25 protein-coding genes are annotated in these 23,252 nt (G+C 38.3%); 18 read left to right on the forward strand and 7 right to left on the reverse strand.

What is annotated here, in order from left to right:
• Positions 1 to 52: 52 nt before the first annotated feature.
• Together ACTJKN_RS17425 and ACTJKN_RS17430 are read left to right on the forward strand one after the other, a co-directional pair.
• Positions 53 to 2,869 carry an outer membrane beta-barrel protein gene (locus ACTJKN_RS17425; protein WP_440826994.1) on the forward strand — a complete coding sequence of 939 codons (2,817 nt, stop codon included), beginning with the start codon at positions 53 to 55 and terminating at the stop codon, positions 2,867 to 2,869.
• A 123-nt stretch (positions 2,870 to 2,992) separates the two neighbouring features.
• Positions 2,993 to 3,451, forward strand: coding sequence for a hypothetical protein (locus tag ACTJKN_RS17430; RefSeq protein ID WP_440826996.1), 459 nt, complete (start codon positions 2,993 to 2,995; stop codon positions 3,449 to 3,451).
• 13 nt (positions 3,452 to 3,464) lie between these two features.
• On the opposite strand, the gene ACTJKN_RS17435 is transcribed toward ACTJKN_RS17430, so the two are convergent.
• Positions 3,465 to 4,034, reverse strand: coding sequence for a rhodanese-like domain-containing protein (locus tag ACTJKN_RS17435; RefSeq protein WP_440826998.1), 570 nt, complete (start codon positions 4,032 to 4,034; stop codon positions 3,465 to 3,467).
• Positions 4,035 to 4,051: 17 nt separating this feature from the next.
• On the reverse strand, positions 4,052 to 4,957 hold the full coding sequence (locus ACTJKN_RS17440) for a prohibitin family protein (protein WP_440827000.1): 906 nt from the start codon (positions 4,955 to 4,957) through the stop codon (positions 4,052 to 4,054).
• A gap of 420 nt (positions 4,958 to 5,377) precedes the next feature.
• Between ACTJKN_RS17440 and ACTJKN_RS17445 the strand changes: the two genes are divergently transcribed.
• The 7 genes from ACTJKN_RS17445 to ACTJKN_RS17475 all read left to right on the forward strand — a co-directional run bounded on the left by ACTJKN_RS17445 (position 5,378) and on the right by ACTJKN_RS17475 (position 10,013).
• Complete coding sequence (locus ACTJKN_RS17445) at positions 5,378 to 5,716, forward strand: hypothetical protein (RefSeq protein ID WP_440827002.1); 339 nt, start codon at positions 5,378 to 5,380, stop codon at positions 5,714 to 5,716.
• Positions 5,695 to 6,108, forward strand: a complete 414-nt coding sequence (gene rpsL / locus ACTJKN_RS17450; RefSeq protein WP_029278631.1) for a 30S ribosomal protein S12 — start codon at positions 5,695 to 5,697, stop codon at positions 6,106 to 6,108. The genes ACTJKN_RS17445 and rpsL overlap by 22 nt, the downstream gene beginning before the upstream one ends.
• A gap of 17 nt (positions 6,109 to 6,125) precedes the next feature.
• Entirely contained in the window at positions 6,126 to 6,593 is a 468-nt protein-coding gene (rpsG, locus tag ACTJKN_RS17455) for a 30S ribosomal protein S7 (RefSeq protein ID WP_029278632.1), read from the forward strand.
• A 129-nt stretch (positions 6,594 to 6,722) separates the two neighbouring features.
• Positions 6,723 to 8,837 (forward strand): elongation factor G, encoded by a 2,115-nt coding sequence (fusA, locus tag ACTJKN_RS17460; RefSeq protein ID WP_131032383.1) that lies wholly within the window; start codon positions 6,723 to 6,725, stop codon positions 8,835 to 8,837.
• A gap of 135 nt (positions 8,838 to 8,972) precedes the next feature.
• Positions 8,973 to 9,278, forward strand: a complete 306-nt coding sequence (gene rpsJ, locus ACTJKN_RS17465; protein ID WP_008244591.1) for a 30S ribosomal protein S10 — start codon at positions 8,973 to 8,975, stop codon at positions 9,276 to 9,278.
• A 51-nt stretch (positions 9,279 to 9,329) separates the two neighbouring features.
• Entirely contained in the window at positions 9,330 to 9,623 is a 294-nt protein-coding gene (locus ACTJKN_RS17470; RefSeq protein ID WP_440827005.1) for a hypothetical protein, read from the forward strand.
• Positions 9,624 to 9,743: 120 nt separating this feature from the next.
• Entirely contained in the window at positions 9,744 to 10,013 is a 270-nt protein-coding gene (locus ACTJKN_RS17475; protein ID WP_440827007.1) for a hypothetical protein, read from the forward strand.
• Positions 10,014 to 10,285: 272 nt separating this feature from the next.
• On the opposite strand, the gene ACTJKN_RS17480 is transcribed toward ACTJKN_RS17475, so the two are convergent.
• The 4 genes from ACTJKN_RS17480 to ACTJKN_RS17495 all read right to left on the reverse strand — a co-directional run bounded on the left by ACTJKN_RS17480 (position 10,286) and on the right by ACTJKN_RS17495 (position 11,608).
• The gene (locus ACTJKN_RS17480; protein ID WP_440827009.1) at positions 10,286 to 10,480 is read right to left on the reverse strand and encodes a YtxH domain-containing protein; all 195 of its coding nucleotides are present in this window, start codon (positions 10,478 to 10,480) and stop codon (positions 10,286 to 10,288) included.
• Between the two features lie 10 nt (positions 10,481 to 10,490).
• Positions 10,491 to 10,853, reverse strand: a complete 363-nt coding sequence (locus ACTJKN_RS17485; RefSeq protein ID WP_440827011.1) for a hypothetical protein — start codon at positions 10,851 to 10,853, stop codon at positions 10,491 to 10,493.
• Between the two features lie 109 nt (positions 10,854 to 10,962).
• Positions 10,963 to 11,391: a hypothetical protein gene (locus ACTJKN_RS17490; protein WP_440827013.1), complete on the reverse strand. Its 429-nt coding sequence runs from the start codon at positions 11,389 to 11,391 to the stop codon at positions 10,963 to 10,965.
• Between the two features lie 64 nt (positions 11,392 to 11,455).
• A complete protein-coding gene (locus ACTJKN_RS17495) occupies positions 11,456 to 11,608 on the reverse strand; it encodes a hypothetical protein (RefSeq protein WP_440827015.1) in 153 nt (50 codons plus the stop codon).
• Between the two features lie 136 nt (positions 11,609 to 11,744).
• On the opposite strand from ACTJKN_RS17495, the gene ACTJKN_RS17500 reads away from it, so the two are divergent.
• From ACTJKN_RS17500 to ACTJKN_RS17515, 4 genes are all read left to right on the forward strand, one after another.
• Entirely contained in the window at positions 11,745 to 13,088 is a 1,344-nt protein-coding gene (locus tag ACTJKN_RS17500; RefSeq protein WP_440827017.1) for a deoxyguanosinetriphosphate triphosphohydrolase, read from the forward strand.
• A gap of 279 nt (positions 13,089 to 13,367) precedes the next feature.
• The gene (locus tag ACTJKN_RS17505) at positions 13,368 to 15,587 is read left to right on the forward strand and encodes a hypothetical protein (RefSeq protein ID WP_440827019.1); all 2,220 of its coding nucleotides are present in this window, start codon (positions 13,368 to 13,370) and stop codon (positions 15,585 to 15,587) included.
• 2 nt (positions 15,588 to 15,589) lie between these two features.
• On the forward strand, positions 15,590 to 16,096 hold the full coding sequence (locus ACTJKN_RS17510; RefSeq protein WP_440827020.1) for a gliding motility-associated C-terminal domain-containing protein: 507 nt from the start codon (positions 15,590 to 15,592) through the stop codon (positions 16,094 to 16,096).
• 4 nt (positions 16,097 to 16,100) lie between these two features.
• Positions 16,101 to 16,985, forward strand: coding sequence for a PorP/SprF family type IX secretion system membrane protein (locus ACTJKN_RS17515; RefSeq protein WP_440827021.1), 885 nt, complete (start codon positions 16,101 to 16,103; stop codon positions 16,983 to 16,985).
• A 675-nt stretch (positions 16,986 to 17,660) separates the two neighbouring features.
• On the opposite strand, the gene ACTJKN_RS17520 is transcribed toward ACTJKN_RS17515, so the two are convergent.
• Complete coding sequence (locus tag ACTJKN_RS17520; protein ID WP_230144614.1) at positions 17,661 to 18,272, reverse strand: hypothetical protein; 612 nt, start codon at positions 18,270 to 18,272, stop codon at positions 17,661 to 17,663.
• A gap of 171 nt (positions 18,273 to 18,443) precedes the next feature.
• Here ACTJKN_RS17520 and ACTJKN_RS17525 point away from each other — a divergent pair, with 171 nt between their 5' ends.
• From ACTJKN_RS17525 to ACTJKN_RS17545, 5 genes are all read left to right on the forward strand, one after another.
• Positions 18,444 to 19,700, forward strand: coding sequence for a prephenate dehydrogenase/arogenate dehydrogenase family protein (locus ACTJKN_RS17525; RefSeq protein WP_440827024.1), 1,257 nt, complete (start codon positions 18,444 to 18,446; stop codon positions 19,698 to 19,700).
• Between the two features lie 8 nt (positions 19,701 to 19,708).
• Complete coding sequence (locus tag ACTJKN_RS17530; protein WP_440827025.1) at positions 19,709 to 20,302, forward strand: hypothetical protein; 594 nt, start codon at positions 19,709 to 19,711, stop codon at positions 20,300 to 20,302.
• Positions 20,303 to 20,487: 185 nt separating this feature from the next.
• Entirely contained in the window at positions 20,488 to 21,321 is an 834-nt protein-coding gene (locus ACTJKN_RS17535; protein ID WP_440827027.1) for a sulfite exporter TauE/SafE family protein, read from the forward strand.
• The gene (locus ACTJKN_RS17540) at positions 21,321 to 21,716 is read left to right on the forward strand and encodes a DUF1634 domain-containing protein (RefSeq protein WP_440827029.1); all 396 of its coding nucleotides are present in this window, start codon (positions 21,321 to 21,323) and stop codon (positions 21,714 to 21,716) included. Before ACTJKN_RS17535 ends, ACTJKN_RS17540 begins: the two co-directional genes overlap by 1 nt.
• A gap of 83 nt (positions 21,717 to 21,799) precedes the next feature.
• Positions 21,800 to 23,059 carry a hypothetical protein gene (locus ACTJKN_RS17545; protein WP_440827031.1) on the forward strand — a complete coding sequence of 420 codons (1,260 nt, stop codon included), beginning with the start codon at positions 21,800 to 21,802 and terminating at the stop codon, positions 23,057 to 23,059.
• Positions 23,060 to 23,252 lie beyond the last annotated feature (193 nt).

Genomic DNA, 23,252 nt, shown 5'->3' on the forward strand with positions numbered 1-23,252 from the left:
AAACCTTAAAAAGGGTTAATCAAACAAACCAACAAAAAATACAATTTTAACTATGAAAACCTATTTATGGATGTTGCTGTGCGTATTATCTACGAAAGTCTTCGCACAACAGGCGGGTAATATAAATGGAAAAATTATTGATGGGAAAACCAACCAGCCCATTGAATATGTGGGCATTATTTTATCGGGTAAAACTGATTCTACCAAAAAAGTAGGTGTGGTAACCAACAAAGCCGGAGAATTTTCTTTTAATGCGGTTGCCAATGGTGACTATAAAATCAGGATTTCGGCCTTGGGATATAATTCCATAACTAAAAACATCAATTTGAACGGAAAGGCTGTTAATATTGGCACTTTAAAATTGGTGGAAGATGCCATTGCCTTAAAAGATGTAGCTGTGAGCGGCCGTTATGCTACAGCCACCGTAAAAAAAGATACCATAGAATTTAATGCCGATGCTTATAAAACCAGGCCAAATGCCGCCGTAGAAGATTTATTGAAGAAGCTTCCAGGTGTAACTGTAGATAAAGATGGAAGTATTTTGGTGCAGGGACAAAAAGTTACGCGCTTAACTGTTGATGGTAAGGATTTCTTTGGTACTGACCCTAAAACGGCAACAAAAAACCTCCCTGCAGATGCAATCGCCAAAGTACAGTTGATTGACAGCAAAACATTGGAAGCGAAAGCCACTGGAATTGATGATGGGCAAAGGGAAAAGGTTTTAAACTTAACCATTAAAGAAGATAAGAAAAACGGCTGGTTCGGAAATGCCAATCTTGCGGGGGGAACAACAGATAAATATGGAAGTTATTTAAGTGCCAACCACTTTAATAAAAACCTGCAGTTTGCTGTTCTGGGGATGAGCAACAATACCAACGATGCCAGTTTTGGCTATGATGACCTGAGTAGTTTCAGTGGTGGAAATATCGGGAATATTTTTGCCCCACCAGCAGGGGGAAGTTTCTCCATCAATAACAATAACGGCAAAACAACCATTGGCGGGAGTGGGGTTTTTGACAACAATGCCATTGGGCTCTACACCACACACAGCGGAGGCGTAAACTACAGTAATTCCTGGGGCAAGAATAATAAGTTGGCCATTAGCGGAAGTTATTTTACTTATTTTTCTTCTGGTTTAGGTAATAAATTATCCAATATTCAGGATTTAAGCTCAGGCGATATTTTACGCACCCTGGATAATACCGACCGAAATAGCAATAATCAAGCGCACCGCTTTAATTTTAAGGCAGAATACCATCCGGATTCGTTAACTGATATGGTATTCCGGCCAAATGTGATCCTCAACAGTACCACCAACATCAACAGCCGTACATTCAATGCTAATTTTGATGCTACAGGAAAGGCCAATGATGGAAGCCAGTATTACAATCAGCATAATTTCACCCCATCCTTATTTGGCGAGTTTACCGTGCTGAGGAGATTGGCCAATAAAAAAGGTTCGGTTTCGCTCCGTTTAAATGGTACACAGAACACCTTTAATTCCGACTGGTTAAATCAATCGCTGCTAAATCAATATATAAATAGTGATACTACCATTACCAGTATCAATCAGCAAGCGAATCAGGAAAATGCCTCAAAAACTTATACCATCAACGGAAATTATGCCAGGCAGTTAAATCAAAAGTGGAGTGCCAACCTTGCTTACGGTTATACAAGAAGCATTGTTGATGCGCAGCAGATTACCTTTGATTATAATCCGACTACCGATCGCTATGAAACCATTGTGCCATCTTTAACCAATACTTTCGATAACCATAACAGCCAACAAGTTGCCGGTTTGGGTTTTATCTACACCGGAAAGGACTGGACCTATAATTTTGGTTTCAATGCACAGGAAAGTTTGTTAAATGCCAATGTACTTAATAATGTTGGTGCCAATATTGGCAATATTGAAAAATCGTATTACAACTTATTGCCGCGTTTAACTGTCAATTTTAAAAATAAAGCGAATCAAACCATTGCAATCAATTACCGGGCAAGCGTTAATCTGCCTTCAGTTACCGATCTGCAGCCTGTACAAAACAATACCAACCCATTATATCAAAGAATCGGAAACCCTGATCTCGAAGCCCGGAAAAACCATCGTTTATCGGTGAACTTTAATACCTTTAGTCCTGATAATAACCGCTATTGGAATGGATATTTTCTCTACAACCTATCTTTTGATGATACCGGAAATGATATTACCTATAACAATGGGATACAAACGGTGAAGCCGATCAACGTAAATGGTAATTATTACCTGCGTGCCGGAACATTTTTTGGGATGCCGTCAAAACTTAAAGGGTTAAGGATGAATTATGGTGCAAATTTCTTTACCGAACATAGAACAAACTTTATCAGCGGTGCTAAAAACATCACCAACAGATTCGAAATCGGTCCGAACATTAACTGGAGCTATGATATAGATGATAAATTTAATGCTGGTATTTATGCTTATGTGGCCTATACCAAAGTAAATAATACAGCCGAATCGGCGATTGACAATAAATATTTTACGCTAAACAATTCCTTAAATCTGAGTTACGAATTCATTAAAGACTTAAGGATAGAAGCTGATTTGGATCATATTGGCTCAGCAGGCCGCGCTGACGGATTTAATAACAATTACTTTTTGCTTAATGCAGGCATCAATAAATATTTGATGAAACGAAGGGTAACCTTAAGCTTAAAGGGCTTTGATATTTTAAACCAGAATACCAGCATAGATAGAATTGTAAATAGCAGCCGGATTGAAGATGTAAGGTATAACAACATCACGCGGTATTTTTATTTATCACTAAATTACAAGTTAACCAAAGTGGGTGCAAACAACCAACGGAGCAATCCACGTAATACCGTTAATTAGGGCCCTAAAAATATCTTACATCTACTATACAGCCATCTATACCTGGTTTTGAAACAGTTGTTGTGGAGATTAGTTTATCTATGTAGCATGATATTTGTATCTTCGGATAGAATTAGCTTATATATGAAAAGAACTTTACCACTCATTTTTACAATTTTAATAACCCTGTCCTTTTCGGCTTGTAAAAAAGGCGACATTAAAACCCTAAACAGTATTGGTTATGGATCGTCATTTGGGATGTGTGTAGGCTATTGCTCCAGTAATTTACTCATTAGCGACCTTAAACTTACGTTTTCTAAATCAAAAAACGGGCAAACAGCTGATACCAAAACCTGTAGCAAAACAATCTCTGAAGCTGATATAAACGCAATCAAAAAAGAACTGAATTTGGAGAAGATTTCGGCCCTGCCTGAAGTAATTGGCTGCCCTGATTGTGCTGATGGAGGTGCAGAGTGGATTGCCATTAATGCCGATGGCAAACAATATAAAATTACTTACGAGTATGGTAAAGCACCAAAAGAATTAGAAGCTGCAGTTGCACGGTTGAAGGTTTTAAAAGATAGTTTTAAGGATTGTAATTAAATTTTAGCTTTTATCACCTTGCTTTAATAACAGCACTTCGGATTTCGGTTCCTTCAAAGGTTATTCGTTTATCCCGTGTGCTAACCAGTTCGGAGAGCTCATATACATTTCTATAACCATAGCCATATAGGTTAATATAAGTAGGAATATTTAAGGCCAATGAAATAGATGCTATTTTTTTCTTTATCAAAACAGGCACAACTACTTTACTGGCAAAATTTTCCTGGTCATCTATAAAATTGTTATTGCAATAGATTAATATTTTGGCATCCGCATTTGGTATAATCGCTAACAGGTTTTGTTGTGTGAAATCAGAAAAATTTAAATGAATGGCACCTTTAACATGTTTGCGTTTAAATAGACTATCAGAACGTGTATCTAAAATAATGGTGCCTTTCTCTTCAGCCATTTTTAAAAATGTTGGTAAATCTACGAGCCTACCTTTACGATGGGCTTTAACCTCGGGGATTAATTTTTCGTAAGCATCAAAATCTACATTGGCCTTTCTTTTAATCGTTGAAGTTTGTGCATTACATAGATATGCGACACTACAGAATATGATGGTAATGATTTTTGTTTTCATTTTTAGAACACTGAAATTTAATTTCCACCTAAAATAATTGGTGCGCTTTTGCCATTACCCATAATAATAACTTTGGTGTTGGCTGATTTTGCAATTTCTTTTTGAGCCAATATAGATTCGTATTGGAGCTGGCGATCGCTTAAGCCTGTTGAAAGAATACGCTGATAATCGGCTATCCCTTGTGCTTCTACTCTTTTACGTTCTGCTTCCTGGCGTTCTTTTTGGAGCACAAAAGTCATCTTTTGTGCATCTTGTTCTGCATTTATTTTCGATTCGATACTTGCTTTTACCGATGCTGGCAACGTAATATTACGCACCAAAAGTTGCTCTAGCTCTAAACCTCTTTTGGCAAAGCTCTTCTCTATCGTATTAAATATTTTTGATTGAAATTCATCCCGCTTGCTTGAGTACAATGCAACTGCATCGTAAGCAACAGCGTTATCGCGTATGGCGGTACGAGAAACCGGGCGGACAATCTTTTCCAGATAGTCGGTTCCTATTTCCCTTAAAATATTTGGAGCGGCACTTCCCTTTACCCTGAATAGTACCGAAAGATCAATAATGACCTCCAAGCCATCAGCAGATAAAACACGTAATGCATCGTCAGTTTGTTTATTGCCTTCATCGTGTACGCCAGACATGGTATAATTTTGGGTTTTAACATCAAATGGCGTAATTACCGCAATGGGGTTAATTACATTTAGGCCACTGTATAACACTTCGTTATCTACTTTTCCGAAAACTGTTTTAACGCCAACTTCGCCGGCATCAATAACTTTAAACATGGAGAAAGATAAGCCGATGATGACCAGTACCACACCAATAATTTTGGTAATACTGCTGTAGCGGCCAATAACGTTATTTTGGTTTGATACTGCAAAGCCGATAAAAATGATAATAATTCCAATGATACTTAAGAACATATAATTTAGATTTTTATTAAAGATAAAGTATTTAATACAATCTTTTATGAATTTGAGGCATCTGCTGCTTTAAGCCTTTTTAAAGCATATGGAAAAAGGCTAGGGAATTAATTTTCTTATAAACGCTGAAATTAGAACCTTAATGGCACAGGTTTACTTTGCCACCTAAACCCGATATACGTGGAAAGCGAGTTTTTCACGAGCTTGTAATATTAGCTCCGAAGGAGTTCCATTGGAACGGGGCGGAACCCTAATGTCATTACGTTAAACACCGCAGTTGTCAGTCTGAGCGTAGTCGAAGACTTCTTAAAATTGATAAATGCAATTAAATGCCTAAATGCCCTTCGACTCCGCTCAGGGTGACATCGTTTTGCAATTTATCCTTTAGCATAATGGCATTGGGCCGGACCCAGCCTAAAGATGGCTGAAGTTGCTTTCCAAATAACTGTTTATAATTATGGAAGGATGCAAAGATGGTTCGAATGTTTAAGTAGACCTAGATTGCTTCACGCCGCCGCCATTTTCTCCGCTTCGGTTCGCAATAACGATGACCAGAAAGAAAATTTGCAACTCCTTAATCTTCAACTGAAAACTGATAATGGCCAACTGAAAACTTTTTACGCTAACCCCTTGATTTTTAAAAAGAATTGTTCTACTTTTGCAGTCCGTTTTATGGGCTATCTGCAAGGATGCCGGGGGAGCGGTAAATTTTTTAATAAAAAACATAAAAAAGCACAATGCCAACCATTCAACAATTAGTTAGAAAAGGTAGAGTAGCACTGGAGTTCAAGAGTAAGTCTCCAGCGTTGGACAGCTGTCCACAGCGAAGAGGTGTATGTACACGTGTGTACACCACTACCCCTAAAAAACCAAACTCAGCAATGCGTAAAGTAGCCCGTGTTCGTTTAACGAACGGTAAAGAGGTGAATGCTTACATTCCTGGAGAAGGTCACAACTTACAGGAACACTCAATCGTATTGATCCGTGGTGGTCGTGTTAAAGATTTACCAGGTGTACGTTACCACATTATCCGTGGTGCATTAGATACATCAGGTGTAGCTGGTCGTAACCAACGTCGTTCTAAATATGGTACTAAACGTCCTAAACCAGGACAGGTAGTTGCGGCACCAACAAAAGGTAAAAAGAAATAATCGGGAGGAAATAAGAAATGAGAAAGTCAAAACCAAAAAAGAGAATTATTCTTCCTGATCCAAAATTTAATGATGTTCAGGTAACTCGTTTTGTAAACAATATGATGTACGATGGAAAAAAATCTATCGCTTATTCAATTTTTTACGATGCTGTTGAAATTGCTGAGAAAAAAGCAGGTGAAAACGGTTTAGAGATCTTTAAACGTGCTTTAACTAACATTATGCCAGCTGTAGAGGTTAAATCTCGTCGTGTTGGTGGTGCTAACTTCCAGGTTCCAACTGAGGTTAGACCAGAGCGTAAAACAGCTTTAGGTATGAAATGGTTAATTTTATACGCTCGTAAACGTGGCGAAAAAACCATGAAAGAGAAATTAGCTGGTGAAATCGTAGCTGCTGCTAAAGGTGAAGGTGCTGCTGTTAAGAAGAAAGAAGATACGCACAAAATGGCTGAGGCTAACAAAGCGTTCTCTCACTTCAGATTCTAATTTAGGATTAACAGATTAGTAAGATTACACAGATTTAATTAGAAGATTATACTGATTAGATAAATTACACCGATTTGTTTTAACATAATCGGTGTAATCATTTAAAATCAGATAAATCAAAAACATAACATGGCAAGAGATTTAAAATTTACAAGAAATATTGGAATCGCGGCTCACATTGATGCAGGTAAAACTACAACAACTGAGCGTATTCTTTATTATGCTGGTGTAAGTCATAAAATTGGTGAAGTGCACGAAGGTGCTGCAACAATGGACTGGATGGCACAAGAGCAAGAGCGTGGTATCACGATCACTTCTGCTGCAACTACGGTTGAGTGGAAATACAGAGGTCAGGCTTACCACATGAACATTATCGATACGCCAGGACACGTGGATTTTACCGTAGAGGTAAACCGTTCGTTACGTGTATTAGATGGTTTAGTGTTCTTGTTTTCTGCAGTTGATGGTGTTGAGCCTCAATCAGAAACCAACTGGCGTTTGGCTAACAACTATAATGTTGCCCGTATCGGTTTCGTTAACAAAATGGACCGTTCTGGAGCTGACTTCTTAAAAGTTGTTAAACAAGTTAAAGATATGTTAGGTAGTAATGCAGTTCCATTGCAATTACCTATCGGTGCTGAAGACGGATTTAAAGGTGTGGTTGATTTGATCAACAACCGTGGTATCGTTTGGAATGAGCATGATAAAGGTATGACCTTTACTGAAGTGCCAATCCCAGAAGATATGTTAGATGAGGTTGCTGAGTGGAGAGAGAAATTATTAGAATCAGTTGCTGATTATGATGAGTCTTTAATGGAGAAATTCTTTGAAGATCCAAACTCAATCACTGAGCGCGAAATTTTAGATGCTTTACGTGCAGCTGTTTTAGATGCTAAGATTGTTCCTATGGTTTGTGGTTCATCTTTCAAAAACAAAGGTGTTCAAACCATGTTGGATTATGTGATGGAATTATTGCCTTCACCTCTTGATTCAGAAGGTGTAACAGGTACTAACCCAGATACAGGTGCTGAAGTTTTATTAAAACCAAGTATCAATGAGCCATTTGCAGCTTTAGCATTTAAAATTGCAACTGACCCATTCGTAGGCCGTTTATGTTTTATCCGTGTTTATTCGGGTAACTTAGAAGCTGGTTCTTACGTGTATAACACACGTTCAGAAAGTAAAGAGCGTATTTCCCGTATCTTCCAAATGCATGCTAACAAGCAAAACCCTGTGCCTAATGTAGCTGCTGGTGATATTGCTGCGGTAGTTGGATTTAAAGATATCAAAACTGGTGATACACTTTGTGAAGAGAAAAACCCAATCGTTCTTGAGTCTATGAACTTCCCTGAGCCAGTTATCGGTTTAGCTATTGAGCCTAAAACTCAAGCTGATGTTGATAAATTAGGTATGGGCTTAGCTAAATTAGCTGAAGAAGATCCTACATTCAGAGTTCAAACTGATCAGGAAACTGGTCAAACGGTTATCTCTGGTATGGGTGAGTTACACTTAGATATTTTAATTGACCGTTTAAAACGCGAATTTAAAGTAGAGGTTAACCAAGGTGCGCCACAAGTTGCATACAAAGAAGCTATTTTTGGTAGTACTCAACACCGTGAAACTTATAAAAAACAATCTGGTGGTCGTGGTAAATTTGCCGATATCCAAGTTGTTATTTCACCAATTGATGCTGATTTCGAAAAAGGTGGTTTACAATTCGTAAACGAAATTACAGGTGGTTCAATTCCACGTGAATTTATTCCTTCGGTAGAAAAAGGATTTGCTGCTGCAATGGCTAACGGTGTATTAGCTGGTTATCCGCTTCCTGATATGAAAGTACGTTTGATTGATGGTTCATTCCACGCAGTCGATTCAGATGCTTTATCATTCGAGCTTGCTGCCCGTATGGCATATCGTGAGGCTTTACCTAAATGTAAACCTACTTTGATGGAGCCAATCATGAAAATCGAAATCTTAACCCCTGAAGAAAACATGGGTGATGTTATCGGTGATATGAACCGTCGTCGTGGTCAATTATTAGGTATGGATACCCGTAATGGATCTCAAGTAATTAAAGCTACTGTGCCGCTTTCTGAAATGTTTGGTTATGTAACGCAGTTACGTACAATCACTTCAGGCCGTGCAACTTCTACAATGGAATTTGACCACTATGAAGCTGCGCCTAAAAACGTACAGGACGAAGTAGTTGCTAAATCTAAAGGAAGAGTAAAATCTGAAGACTAATTAAGGTATAAGGTAAAAGGCGTAAGGCAAAAGGTTTTAAACCCTAAGCCTTACACCCTAAACCCTCCACCTTGTTAAAGATAAATCCGGTCTTTGTTATTAATAGCTCTAACAAGGATCATAATTAAAAATAAGATGAGCCAAAGAATCAGAATTAAATTAAAATCTTACGATTACAACTTAGTAGATAAATCTGCTGAGAAAATCGTAAAAACTGTTAAGCCTACGGGTGCAGTTGTAAGTGGACCAATTCCACTTCCTACAGAGAAGAAAATCTTTACTGTTTTACGTTCTCCACACGTAAACAAAAAAGCTAGAGAGCAGTTCCAATTATGCGCTTACAAACGTTTATTGGATATTTATAGCTCTAACTCTAAAACAGTTGATGCTTTAATGAAACTTGAATTACCTAGCGGTGTTGAAGTTGAAATCAAAGTTTAATTGATTTTAAAAGAACAGAAAAGGTCTCGATGCAAATCGAGGCCTTTTTTTATGCATTCAAATTCCAAAACAAAAGCAACGTTAGCTGGTTGTATTGGTATGGCTAAGGAAGATAAAACGCACCAAGGATTACCGGTTGAAGGACAGGATTTTGCGGATCCTACAGAAAAACTGAAAGAAACCCCCTCTTCACATGGCGAAGTGGCCAATCAAAAAGACGGTGATTTTTCTGAACTGGAAGAAAGTAGAATGGAAAATCCACCAAAGCATCGTGATGAAAATGGATCATCTAAAGATGATTTGGATAGTAGCACAAAGATGAATCAAAGTAAAGGTGTACAGTAACTGCAAATCTGTGGTAGGATTCAGTAAAAAGACTGCGATTTATATTAATGCCCGATTAAACTTTTTTATTATACCAATTGTTGTTAAATAAGAACTGTCTATAAAAAAATGGCTATGGAAATGAATGAAAATAAAAATGTCGATTCTAATTCGGAGATTAACCGCAATGAGGAGGATATAGAATGGGATAATGGAGAGGCTACTTATGGGCACAAACGCGCCGATTTTAAGCGTAAAGATCAGCCAGATGAATCGCATCTATTGAAAACAGAAAATGACCCTACACATGCCGTAAATGAAAATTTAAATAATTCGAATTTAAGTCAGGGTGAAGACATTGGAAACAGAAACAAGAACAACGAGAAAGGTTTGAGGGGAAAAGATTTATGATCCAGTTATAAAGAGACTATCCATATCGAATAATCCCTTTATAAAATTTATGCATTTTCCGGTAGATGGAAATTAATAGGATTCCACAACTGAAATGCGTTAATCAAGAAGCAAATGCCCTTAAATCGTTAGTCTCTGATTTTTTAGTTAATCTTTGTCGCGAATCCTACAGCGCTGCAAATTTCAAAAACTTATCGTCAATTTACAAGACGTTCGGCATTAATATATTGATATATGTCAATCTTATGTGTATTTCTACACCCGATTAATTGTCAGTATAAATCACTCGTTTGCCGATAATCCTGTCTTATTTTTTCAGAATAACCCTTAATCTTATCTACGTATTCCGGAGCTTTTTCCTTAAAGTCATCAATTAACGATTTACCGTCAGTTATCCGCTTTTTTGTGGCATACTTAAAACCATATACGGCTGCTGCGCCCAAAATGGCATATTTCAATAGTCCCATAATTATCTGTTTATATTCCTGTATTTAAAGCATGGTTTTCATCAGCCTCATTAATGCTGGTATTCGTCTTAAAATCGTCAGATGAACTTCCTGTATGACTTTCAGCACTTTGTATGGTTGGGTTTTTATCCGAACTGTTGTAAGCGTCATCACTAAGAGAATCTTTACCTTGTGTGCCAGAATTATCCCTGCCGTCTTTGGCTAAAGGATTTCCCTTAATCAATTCGCTCGGTTCTTTGCCATAACTGCTTACTACATCGGTGTTGTTACCCGCTTCGTAAGCTTTTTGTACATCAGATTTCTCTGATTGCTCATTACCTGATCCTACATAACCTTCAATATGCTCTTCCTTGTTATATATGTTTGTTTTCATCGTATTATAGCTTTATGAATAAACAGAACGCAGACTAAATAGTTTGAATCAGGATAAATCAAAAAAATAGGTAGTAACAAAAAAGGCAGATATTTCTATCTGCCTTCGTTTAACTTTTATATGGGAAATTCCGTGATATTTTTCGCATCATCCGTTCTACCATATCATCGGTAGAGCTCATAATGCTATCGTCCATTGTTTTAAAGAAACGCCATAATAACTCTCCATCCGTTCCATTGTTTATGGTTAAGAACATGGTGCCTGTTCCAGATTTTCCTCCAAAGCCACCAAATAAAACAGCTGAGGCGATGGCACCAGCTTCAGATTTGGTTTGCTCAGTTTCAAAACGTCCACCGATAACGGCATCAACACCAAGTATTTTTGCTAGTTCATCCTTGGTTGTTTCATCTAACTTTCCTAAAACACCTGCTTTTTTTAATAAGATATTTGTTTTGTCAACATCCTGGAAAGTTACGGTATAGTCAGAAGCTTTCCTTAACAAAAAGGTATACATACTGGCCTGTATCGATCTTGCCATCGACTCTTCCTGGCTTTTGTTTCCTTCTGCACTGAAATTTTTGGCTGTTTCCGGTAAGAAATTTTTACCTCGAAGGTAAGATGGCTACAATTTTTTGTGTTTTGATTGTTTCCTTTAATTTTGGGCTTTCAAAAATTTGCTTCGAGCCTTCAAATTGTGCTTTGGTTAAAACCGTAAAGCAGCATAAGATAGCGAGCGTTAATAAGATTTTCTTCATTGTTTGTTTGTTTAATTTTGTATCGAATATAAAAATATCTTTTAATTGTATAATATAAATTTTACCTGAAGCTTTATGCTTAACCATTTTCGCGTTTTGTTTAACTTGCGCCAAATTTTAAATGCCAACGGGATAAATGGAGTGGAAATATTTACTTTCGAATAAGAGATACGGACAAGAACAATATGGTGCCAGCACAGATCGGGCACGGTCAGATTTTCAGCGTGATTATGACCGGTTGATTTTTTCGTCTCCTTTTAGAAGGCTTCAGAATAAAACCCAGGTTTTTCCATTGCCAGGAAGTGTTTTTGTACATAACCGTTTAACACATAGTTTAGAAGTTGCCAGTGTGGCCCGTTCCATGGCAAATATATTTTTAAAAAGTGTAGAAGAGCAACAACCGCAATTGATTAAGGATGTTCCTCTAATTAATGAAGTGGGTAATATCGTGGCTGCCGCTGCACTGGCGCATGATTTGGGAAACCCAGCTTTTGGGCATTCGGGCGAAGCAGCTATTTCACGATATTTTACCGATGGCGATGGGAAAGTTTATCAGAAAGAAATGAAGGAATCGCAGTGGCACGATTTAATTAATTTTGAAGGTAATGCAAATGCCATCCGGATTCTTACCCATCCGCTAAAAGGAAAAGGCAACGATGCTTATGCGTTAACCTATTCTACTTTGGCTTCGATTGCAAAATATCCTTGCGCCTCAATTGCGGGTAAACAAAAGGGAGTGCTGCACCGTAAGAAATACGGTTTCTTTCAATCAGAAGAAGAAACTTTTAAAAAGATAGCAGCCGAGCTCAATTTGGAGAAAGAAGAAGGCGAATACCTCATTTACAAACGACATCCTTTAGTTTATCTGGTTGAAGCTGCCGATGATATCTGTTACAGCATCATTGATCTGGAAGATGCACACCGCTTAAAGATACTTTCTTACGAAGAAGTAAAGAGTTATTTGTTGCCTTTTGCTAACTCTACCACCATCGAAGATCGTTTAAAAAATGATTATGAAGACGACGATGCAAAAATCGGTCTGTTAAGGGCAAAAGCAATTAACACGCTAACTAACCAGTGCGCTGGTATATTTTTTAGGGAACAAGAAAAATTATTGAAGGGTGAGCTTAATCAAAGTTTAACCGATTTATTGCCAGAACCCTATATTTCTGCCTGGAAAGCTGTAGAAAAAATTTCTGTTGAGCGTATTTACAATTTCTCGTCGGTTATACAGAAAGAGGTTGCCGGTTATAAAATTATGGCCGGTTTATTAGAAGAGTTTGTTCCTGCACTTATTCATAACAATACACACTATTATAAAAAACTGGTTAAACTTATTCCCAAACAATATCATACCGATTTGACTGATATTTATTCTATCATACAGAGCGTATTGGATTTCGTTTCGGGTATGACCGATTTGTACGCGGTTGATCTATACCGCAATATAAAGGGAATATCTTTTCCTTCGGAAACCTAAAGATAACTTTCTGGCTTTACTTTTTATGTTCGATTAATTACTGGTTCACGCTATATTTCTTCTGATTTAGAAGGCTAAATCGGCCTTAAATTGGGTGTTTGTGTAAAATTGTGAAATTAAATTTTATTTAAGTGATTGATTTGTAGTTCTTTAAAATCGTTTTAGTATTGGTAATTAGCTTTTCGTGTAAAGCGAATGTAGTAACTTGTACTAATTGTTAGATTTGATCGTTAGGCGCCCTTATTTTTACGCCTGATGCTTTAGATCTCATCCCGATTCATGAAAAAACTTTTACTAATTGCTTTGTTAAGCATAGGCTTCACTTTGACTATTAAAGCGCAAACCCCACAACAATTTAATTATCAAGGAGCAGCAAGAAATGCTAATGGCACCCCACTGGCTAATAAAAATATAGCCCTGCGGATTAGTATTTTAGATGGATCCTCAACTGGAAACGTTCAATATTCTGAAGTAAGAAATATAACGACAAATGCTTTAGGTTTATATACATTAGCTATTGGGGCTACTGGAGCAAGTTCGGTTAACGGTACAATTGCGGGGGTAACCTGGGCGAGTGGATTAAAGTTTGTTAAAGTCGAAATCGATCCTGATAACGGTACAAATTTTAATTTGGCCGGAACCGCACAATTGCTAAGTGTTCCATATGCCCTTTACGCAGCCAATGGACCAACCGGACCCAAAGGCGATCCGGGTGTAGCCGGGCCTGCTGGTGCACAAGGTATTGCAGGAGTTGCAGGTCCGCAAGGACCAGCAGGAGCAACTGGTGCTCAGGGGCCAATTGGCCTAACTGGTGCTGCTGGTGCACAAGGATCAGTAGGCGCAACCGGTCTACAAGGAGAGAAAGGAGATACAGGGGCAACTGGAGCTACCGGCTTACAAGGTTTGCAGGGCATACCTGGCGTAAAAGGTGATAAGGGAGATAAAGGTGATGTAGGCCCAGTTGGTCCATCAATCGGAGTAGCTGGCGGCGATTTAACAGGGAATTATCCAAATCCTACAATCGTCAATCTTCAGGGGAAAACATTAAATGCCACTTCACCAATCAATAATCAGGTGCTTCTATTTGATGGGACTGTATGGAAACCGGTAACGTTGGATGTGAGTCAATTGTCGGGCGCTAAGGCATTAACCTCAACTGATTTGAGTATTAGTACCAATGGCGCTACGGCTTTATTGAAAGATGTGGTAATTGATATTAATGCAGGGGCGGTTAGCACGCTTAAACTGGCAGATGGTTCGGTAAGCACTCCAAAATTAGCCGATGCTGCAGTAACCGCTGTAAAAATTGGAAGTAAAGAAGTTAAAAACGTTAATATTGGTGATACCGCAGTAAATACGCTTCAACTGGCCGATGGGTCGGTAACTACACCAAAACTTGCTGATGCATCCGTTACCCTGGCTAAATTAACAACTGATGGGCTGAGCGATGCAAACAAAGTGTATATCACCAATGCCACAACCGGAAAACCCGAATTAATCAGCAGGGCATTGTTTGCAAATGCAAATGCCTGGGCATTAAAAGGGAATACTGGTAGCATCGATCAAAACAATAATTTTTTAGGCAATACAGACGACGTAGCCATCAACTTTTTGGTTAACGGTTTAAAATCTGGCCGTTTAGGCAATTCATCCGAAAACAATATTTCTTACGGTTATAAAACACTTACTTCGAATGTATCTGGCTTTTATAACAGTGCATTTGGTCGCGAAGCATTATCTGTTAACATTTCAGGTTACGAAAACAGTGCTTTTGGTTACCTGGTGTTGCAGCGCAGTTTTAGTGCGATCAACAACAGCGGCTTTGGCTCGCAGGCATTGTCGATTAATACGGTAGGCTCTAATAACACTGCAATTGGCACGCATACACTAATGGCCAATAGAACTGGTATATCAAACACAGCTATTGGAAGTTTGGCGCTTGAAGCCAGTAATGGCGACAATAATACGGCATTTGGTTATGCCGCCGGTTCGAAAAACAATGGAGCAGGAAATGTTTTCATCGGAAGCAATGCTGCCGCCAACAGCACAAATGCAAATAATACTTTGGTAGTAGCTAACTCCAGTACCTCATACCCGCTAATCGCTGGCGATTTTGCAGCAAATGGTGGCGCCTTAACCATTAATGGAACTGCGGCTGCATCTTCTGTAGTTTATGCCCCAGCAAATACAAGTACTTTAAACATCAATGGTTCTGTTGCAGCAAGTGTTTTAACCTACACTACAGCCGGAAACCTAACGCTCGATGCCAGTCATTACACAGTCAGGATAAAAAATGCAGGTTTGGCGGTAAACGTTAATCTCCCAACGGCCTCCAGCTGTAAAGGAAGGATTTATGTAATTGTGAAAGCTTTATCATCAGGTGATGTTACGTTAAACAATCCTGTTTTGTTGAATGATGATTCTAGTGTAACCACCATTACAGGTGCAAAAACTTTCACCATTCAAAGTGATGGGGCGGGATGGATCTCTTTAAACTAAACATGATGAGAAGAATATCCTATTTCCTTGTTTTCTTTACTATGGTGTTTTTCTGGGGAAACGCAAACGCACAAAGTTTGCCGTATGTAGTGAATTCGGCCAGTGGCAGCGGTAAGGTTAACAATCAATTATACGATTTCAGTATTGGTGAAATGGCTCTGGTGCAAACTTTCCAGACTGCCAACACTACATTGACCCAAGGTTTTTTGCAGCCTTTTCTGGTTATACAAACCACAGCGGACGTAGCCATTGTAAATAATATCCTTACGCCAAACGGAGACGGAAAAAACGATTTTTTTGTAGTTAAGGGCTTAGAAAAGTATCCGAACAACAAACTATCCATTTTTGATAGGGGAGGAAGGTTGATTTATGCTACCCAAGGTTACCAAAACAACTGGGATGGTTATTTTAACGGAAAGCCACTTACCGAAGATACTTATTATTATATGCTCGATTTGGGAGCAGATGGTTCTATCAAAGGTTTTATATCAATTTTATATAAAAAATAACAGCGTGGAAAAAATAAAATGTTATATGGCGGGGCTGTTTTTTTTGTTTGTTACACCAGCATTTGCCCAGCTTAACCCCATGGGAAGCATCTATTATCAGAATCAATTTTTAGCTAACCCGGCAATGGCAGGTTTAGAAACCGGATTAAATTTAAATGCGGCATTTAAAACACAGTGGGCGGGAGTAGACGGAGCACCAAAAATTCAGTATTTAACTGGCGACTATGGTTTGACTAATAAAGTAGGTTTGGGTATTCTTTTTTACAATGAAGGAGCAGGTGCCATTAACCGTACCAGGGCAACTGTAACTTATGCCTATCATTTGCCTTTAAATGGGGGTACTAACTTCTTGGATTTTGGTTTATCAGCCGGCATTATGAATGAATGGATTGACTTTGGTAAAGCCAAAGGCGATTTAGACGACGATGTACTCAATAGCTTTAATGATCGTAGATTATATCTGGATGGCGATTTTGGAGTAGCTTACCGCTCCGATAAATTGACACTACAGGCTGCTTTGCCTAATCTTAAACGGTTTTTTAAAAGAGATGTACTGCGAAACGTGGTAGACCGATCAATTTATTTTATCGCAGCCGGTTATAAATTCACAACCGATAAAGTAATCAACAGTATTGAACCGAAATTGGTGTATAGGGGGATGCAGAATTATGATGGTATTTTTGATGCCGGTGTAAATCTTCAGTTTTTAGAGAATAAGTTGATGCTGAACGGCATATATCATAGCACCAACAGTTTTACAGCTGGTTTTGGTGCAAACTACAAAAACCAATTTTCGGTTTTATTCCAGTACACGACCAATACTTCAAAAATGCAGAGTTATAGCAATGGCGAATTTGAGGTGGGTTTGAAGTACAGCATCAAAAATTAAGCTGTTATCGTCATTTCGACTGAAGTGCAACGGAATGGAAAAATCTACTGTTAAATGTACCTACAGATTTATCCAATAATTTAATTATTTTTTTAAACCGTTGTTTTTTGGAAAGCAGTTGTGGTAGCTTTTGGGTAAGAGCAGTTCCCGCTCCCGCTTCTGCCGATGAAATATCGGCATCTCGCTTTGATCGGGTTTAGGTGGCCAATGATGGGGGCTATTGATGGGTTTACCACCAAACGTTCCTACGGAACGAAAAACGCCAATTATATAAATTGGCTACCAAGAAGACGTCCCGATGGGACGATTTGTAATGATAAAATTGCCTCCTTGTCTTCCGTCAAATGGGGTGGTGTCACCAACCTAAGAAGAAAACATCTATGTTTAGCTACCGCCCACCCTTTCTATCTCATATGATCGAAAATTGCTCGTCCCATCGGGACGACTCCTCGGTAAAAAAATGTTTTATTTTTTTACGTTCCGTAGGAACGTTTCGTGTTTTAGGCATCGGTTGGTTCCCATAAACCACAAACCCATATTCCATAAACCCGACAGTAGCGGACACTGAACGTAGTGAGGTAAAGCGAATGGCGGGGCTAGCGGAACCGAAGTACCACAAGCCCTGCTTTTCTAAAAAAAAAAGTAAGTTTTTTCAGTTAACTAAAAGGTCTTGGATTACCTTCCCCGGCCATCATCCCATTTATTACGCTCATCCTGCAGCTCACGGGCGAGTCTCATTTCCTTATCTTTTGCTTTTACTTTGTGTGCCTGAAATTCATCGGCCACTTCCTGGTAAAGCTCGGTTCTGTACTTCGCTTCGTGCCTTAACTTACCCGATTGGAAAATTACAAAGGCCAAACCTACTCCAAGTACAATAATAATGGCCCAAACAATGGTATTATAGGTACCTTTATTAAAGGATATGCCTAAAAATTTAATTTCATTAACAGCAGCGTTGGCATTGGCTAAGGAACTTTCTTTTCCATTTACTTCGCCTTTTAAGCTCGAAATGTTATCGGCTTGTGCTTTAATTTCCTGACGGGCTTCCTGCAGCTGCTTGCGTTCTTTTCTGAGCGTATCACTAACACTTTTCCATAAAGATGATAACCGTGATGGATTGATCAGCCTTGCGCCGTTGAAGTTTTTAGATTTCTTTAACATGAACTGATACTGGCCATTTAGAGATGGATCAGTATTTTTCGTAGTATCAGGTAAAGTTTGCCCAAAGGCAACGTTTAAAAATAGCATAGCGCCTAAAAACAATAGGGTGTGTTTAATTTTCTGCATAGTTTAAATATAGGTGTTAGAATGTAAAACTACATTTTTATCCATTTTCCGGTTAATAAAATTTGTTTAAGATTTTGGCAAATCGATAAAATTGTTCTGGTTTAACATTCTAAATAACAATTTTATCTAAGTTTTATTATAAATTTATTTGCGATAGGTTACATTTGTTTCATGCAAATAGGAATTATTGGTTTGGGCGATATGGGCAAATTGTATGCACTATCGTTCATAAACGCTGGTTATAAGGTATGTGGGGCAGATATGCCCTTACGTTTTACAGATTTAAAAAAAGAGCTGGAACCTAAAGGAATCGAAGTTTTAATTGATGGCCATGAGGTTGCCCGTAAATCAGACTTTATTATCTATTGCGTTGAAGCCGAAAAAATTGATGAGGTGGTAGCTGCTTTTGCCCGCTCAACAAAATATGGTGCCATAGTTGCCGGACAAACCTCGGTTAAACATCCCGAAATTGCTGCTTTCGAAAAACACCTTCCAGCGGATACCCAGATTGTAACCTGCCATTCTTTGCACGGTCCGGCATTTAGTCCGGAAGGGCAAACGCTTGTAGTGGTGCGTCACCGTGCCACCGATGCTGTTTATGCCAAAGCATTAGAAATTTATAAATCTTTAAAATCGAACATTATTGAAATGGACGATTACAGGGAGCACGACCGCATTGTGGCCGATACACAGGCGGTAACACACATGGGTTTCGAAAGCATGGGCTCGGCATGGAAAAATGCGGGTTTTTTCCCCTGGGATAATCCGGCATATGCGGGTGGGATCGATAACGTGAAAATTTTGACCACGCTGAGGATTTTTAGTTACAAATCGCACATTTATGCTGGTTTGGCCATTTTGAATCCTTATGCTCAGAAACAGGTAAAATATTATGCGCAGGCCGAATCGGAACTGTTTAAGCTGATGATCTGCGAGAATGAGGCAGCGTTTAGGGAAAAGATTTATGCTGCGCGTGATTTCGTCTTTCATGAAAGCCGTTCGCTTTTACTGTTGGATGATAACATCATGAAAGAATTCAGCCTATCGGATGCCAGCCATAAACAGAAACCAAATTCACATTTAAGTTTGCTGAGCATGGTATATGCCTGGTATAAAATGGGTGTAAACCCTTATGATAACCTGATCTGCCAAACCCCACCTTTTAAATTGAGGCTGGGCATTGCCGAATATCTTTTCAAAAATGAAGCAATGTTAGAGGAATCGATTAATACTGCTTTATATGATAAATCTATCCGTGGCGATGATTTAGAATTTCACACCGCTGTGCACGAATGGGCATCGATTATTGGCTATGGCGATTTAAAGGGTTACAAAGAACATTTCGAAGCTGCCAAATCATTTTTTGCCAACCGTTTAAATGATGGAAGAGATTTAAGTGCAGAAATGATAAAGAGACTGGGTAAGTAATTATTAATATGAAAACCATTTTGAATAAACCTGAATTGGTTTCACTGTTGCAACAACAATTAATAGAGATAGAAACACTTTGTGAGGAATACGATAAAGGAACTGATGTTGTTATTCCAGCAATTGCCGAAAAAATCGTCGTGATTTTCCATAACTCCCATCAAGCAAAAGCATTGGTGAGTCAGCTTAAATTGAGTCATCTAGATATGTACTGCAGTTCGGAGATTTATGATTTCAAGAGCCTTACTAATTTTATCGGCTTATTGAAACTGGCACATCATGCCGGAAGAGGCTGGAGTTATTCGGCCAAATTAGATCGTTCTGCTTTAAGAAGAGTATCGCAAGAAAACTGGTGGAACAATAAAAAAGTGATTGTTGATTCGGACGGGATTGCTTTTACAAGGGCTAAAATAATTAAATCATTAGCCAATACTGATCCTTTGGTGCTAAATACTTCGGGTTGGACAGTAAAAGATGCCGAAGGCAACAAATCTACTATCTACCCAATACCCGAAACTGTTCGGCAAATTGCTTTCGAACTACTTGAAAGTTTTCGGGGTGTTGATTTGGATACGGAAAGTAAGCTTCATTACAAGTCATAGTTAATGATTGAATTTTGAATGAGTGAATTATTGAATGAGCAGATGCTATATTCACTCATTCATAACTCCATCATTCTCTCATTCAATCATTGCTTCAAAATTCTATTTACCTATATAACATATAGACTTTATTTTATTCCCGTAATTCTTCGTTTACCCAAAAAGAGTGCGTTATATTTGCCCGCATGTCGGTATTGTTGTTTACCATTATCATTTTATTAGGTGCTTTTTTAGCCGGATTATTGGGCTCGCTGACGGGTTTGGGTGGGGGAGTAATTATTATTCCATTGCTCACTTTAGCTTTAGGGGTTGATATCCATTATGCTATAGGTGCATCAATTGTTTCTGTTATTGCAACCTCTTCGGGTTCGGCAGCAGCTTATGTAAAAGAAGGGATTACCAATATCCGAATTGGGATGTTTTTAGAAATCGCTACCACAATAGGCGCGGTGTGTGGTGCAATTGTAGCCGTTTATCTCAATGCCAATTATATTGCTATTCTATTTGGCTGTATCCTGATTTTTTCAGCCATCATGACGCTAAAGAAAAAGGTAGATCATACCACTTTAGACAATACCGATAAATGGGCAAATTTTTTTAAACTCAATGGATCTTATCCCGATAAAGGTATAGATCATCCATATGCGGTAAAACATGTTCCGGGAGGTTTTTTAATGATGCTTTTTGCCGGAACATTATCAGGTTTGCTTGGGATTGGGAGTGGAGCATTAAAAGTAATCGCGATGGATAACATTATGCGTTTGCCATTTAAGGTATCAACAACAACCAGTAATTTTATGATGGGTGTTACGGCAGCGGCGAGTGCGGTGGTTTATTTACATCGTGGTCAGATAGATCCGGGTATTGCCATGCCAGTCTGTATCGGCGTTTTAACAGGGGCAACAGTTGGCTCGAAAGTTTTGTTAAGAGCTAAAACGGATAAGCTTAAAATTGTATTTGCCATTGTAGTTACCTTTTTGGCACTGCAGATGATATATAAAGGAATAAGCGGATTATAATGGATACAACCGGAAAAGAAAACCTAAACGATAAAGATATTCAGGTAATTCTGGGAACACTTCTGCGTGCAGGTGTAATTATTTCGATGAGCATTGTATTATTAGGCGGTGCCATTTTCCTGATCCATAACAAAGGGGCAGTTACCGACTATAAAGTTTTTAAACCCGAGCTAAGCAAGTTTTCTTCTATAGTGGCCATATTTAAGGGGGTATCTACTTTTCAGGGAGATGCCATTGTACAATTTGGTATCCTGATGCTCATTTTTACGCCAATTGCACGTATTGTTTTTGCTATTTTCAGCTTTTTAATCGAGCGCGATTACCTATATGTACTCATTGGATTTATAATTTTAGCGATCATAACCATCAGTTTAAATGGTGGTTTGGCACATTAATTTTCGTTCAGGATTATTTTTGCTGAATACTTATTTAAAATTTAATTTTAAACTTTTAAAATTGTAGTCTAAAATTAATTCTAATGGCAAAATCTGGAAAGGTTGTTCAACTGTTTCAAAAACCAGAAAATTTTATCAAAACCCGTGCTAGGGAACTAAAGTTGGGTAACTGCTACATCAGTTACGATTGGGAAGCCTCGGGCATTGCAAACATATTGGTTAGCAGAATACACACTAACGGCAATTTTACGCTGGGAATTTACCTCGTTGATTTATTATGCCTGGGCATAAAGGATACCACGTTTAAGTTTAACGTAGGCATAGAGGAAATGAATTACTTTATAGAACTTGTAAACGCTGATGAGGTCGAATATAACATGGTACATAACATCCTTTATGGTGCAGAAGCTTTTGCCAACGATTGTGGATTTAAAGCGCACAAGGATTGGGCGATAACACAATATTTACTAGAAGAAGACAATGATGACATCCCGTTGATCGAAATCGATTTTGGAGAAGATGGTATCCCGGCCTATTACGTTGGGCCAAATGATAATCCTGCCAAAATAAAGCAAATACTGGCAACCTTAGATAAAAATGTTGGAGCGGGCAATTACCTGTTTTATATTGATGAAAATGAGTTTGAGGATGATGAAATTATTGAAGACGGTAATGAGCAAAGTTTTAAGCAGATATACTATACTTTTACTGGCGCTTACCGAGATAAATTTGGGGAAAACGAAGCCTATACCTTAGATAAAAACCATATTGCCGAAATTTGGGACCAAAAAGTGGATTTGGGACTTTACAGCCTTAATGATGAACTGGATGATCGTATTATTGGATGTGCCGAAGAATATGAGTCGATTTTTGAGGACAAAAGCCTCGAAAGTATCAGTCAAATTCATGCCTTGCTGATCAAAAACCCTCATATGCCATTATTTTACGCAGAATTATTTTTGCAATATAAAATGATAGGACTCCATGGAAAGGCCGATGCCATAGCTAAAAAGGGGATGCAGCTTTTTCCTGATTTCTTATACTTAAGGTTTTATGCGGCTCATGCAGCAATGGTTGATGGTGAATTGGAAAAGGGCTTAAAGTTATTGAATAAAAAGTATAACCTTGATGAAGCATTCCCACAGCGAACAGCGTTTGCCGAAGGCGAGTTTATGCTTTTTTATGCTGCATTATGCAAATATTTTATGGCTAATGACAATTTAATTGATGCCATCACCTGTAGCGATGCACTAATTGTTGAAATTTATAAATACGCATGTAGCGAAAATGCGATACTTGATCTTTTATCGCTCATAAAAGCCAAACTGGGAGAAGTATACTAAAGGGCAAATGTTGATCAAATTAAAGCATTTTTAAACCAAGAATATGATCTAAATTGCTTTCAGTCAAATATATAGCTATGGCTTTAAACGCTCCAATAGCCCATTAACCTTACTTTTCAGGTTAAATCCCATTATATCAGCAATTTATTTGAAAAAATATTTGGCTAACTATTTGAAAATTAATAATTCTTGC

Source organism: Pedobacter sp. 22163 (assembly GCF_052045595.1).
In the GTDB taxonomy this organism is placed as follows: domain Bacteria; phylum Bacteroidota; class Bacteroidia; order Sphingobacteriales; family Sphingobacteriaceae; genus Pedobacter.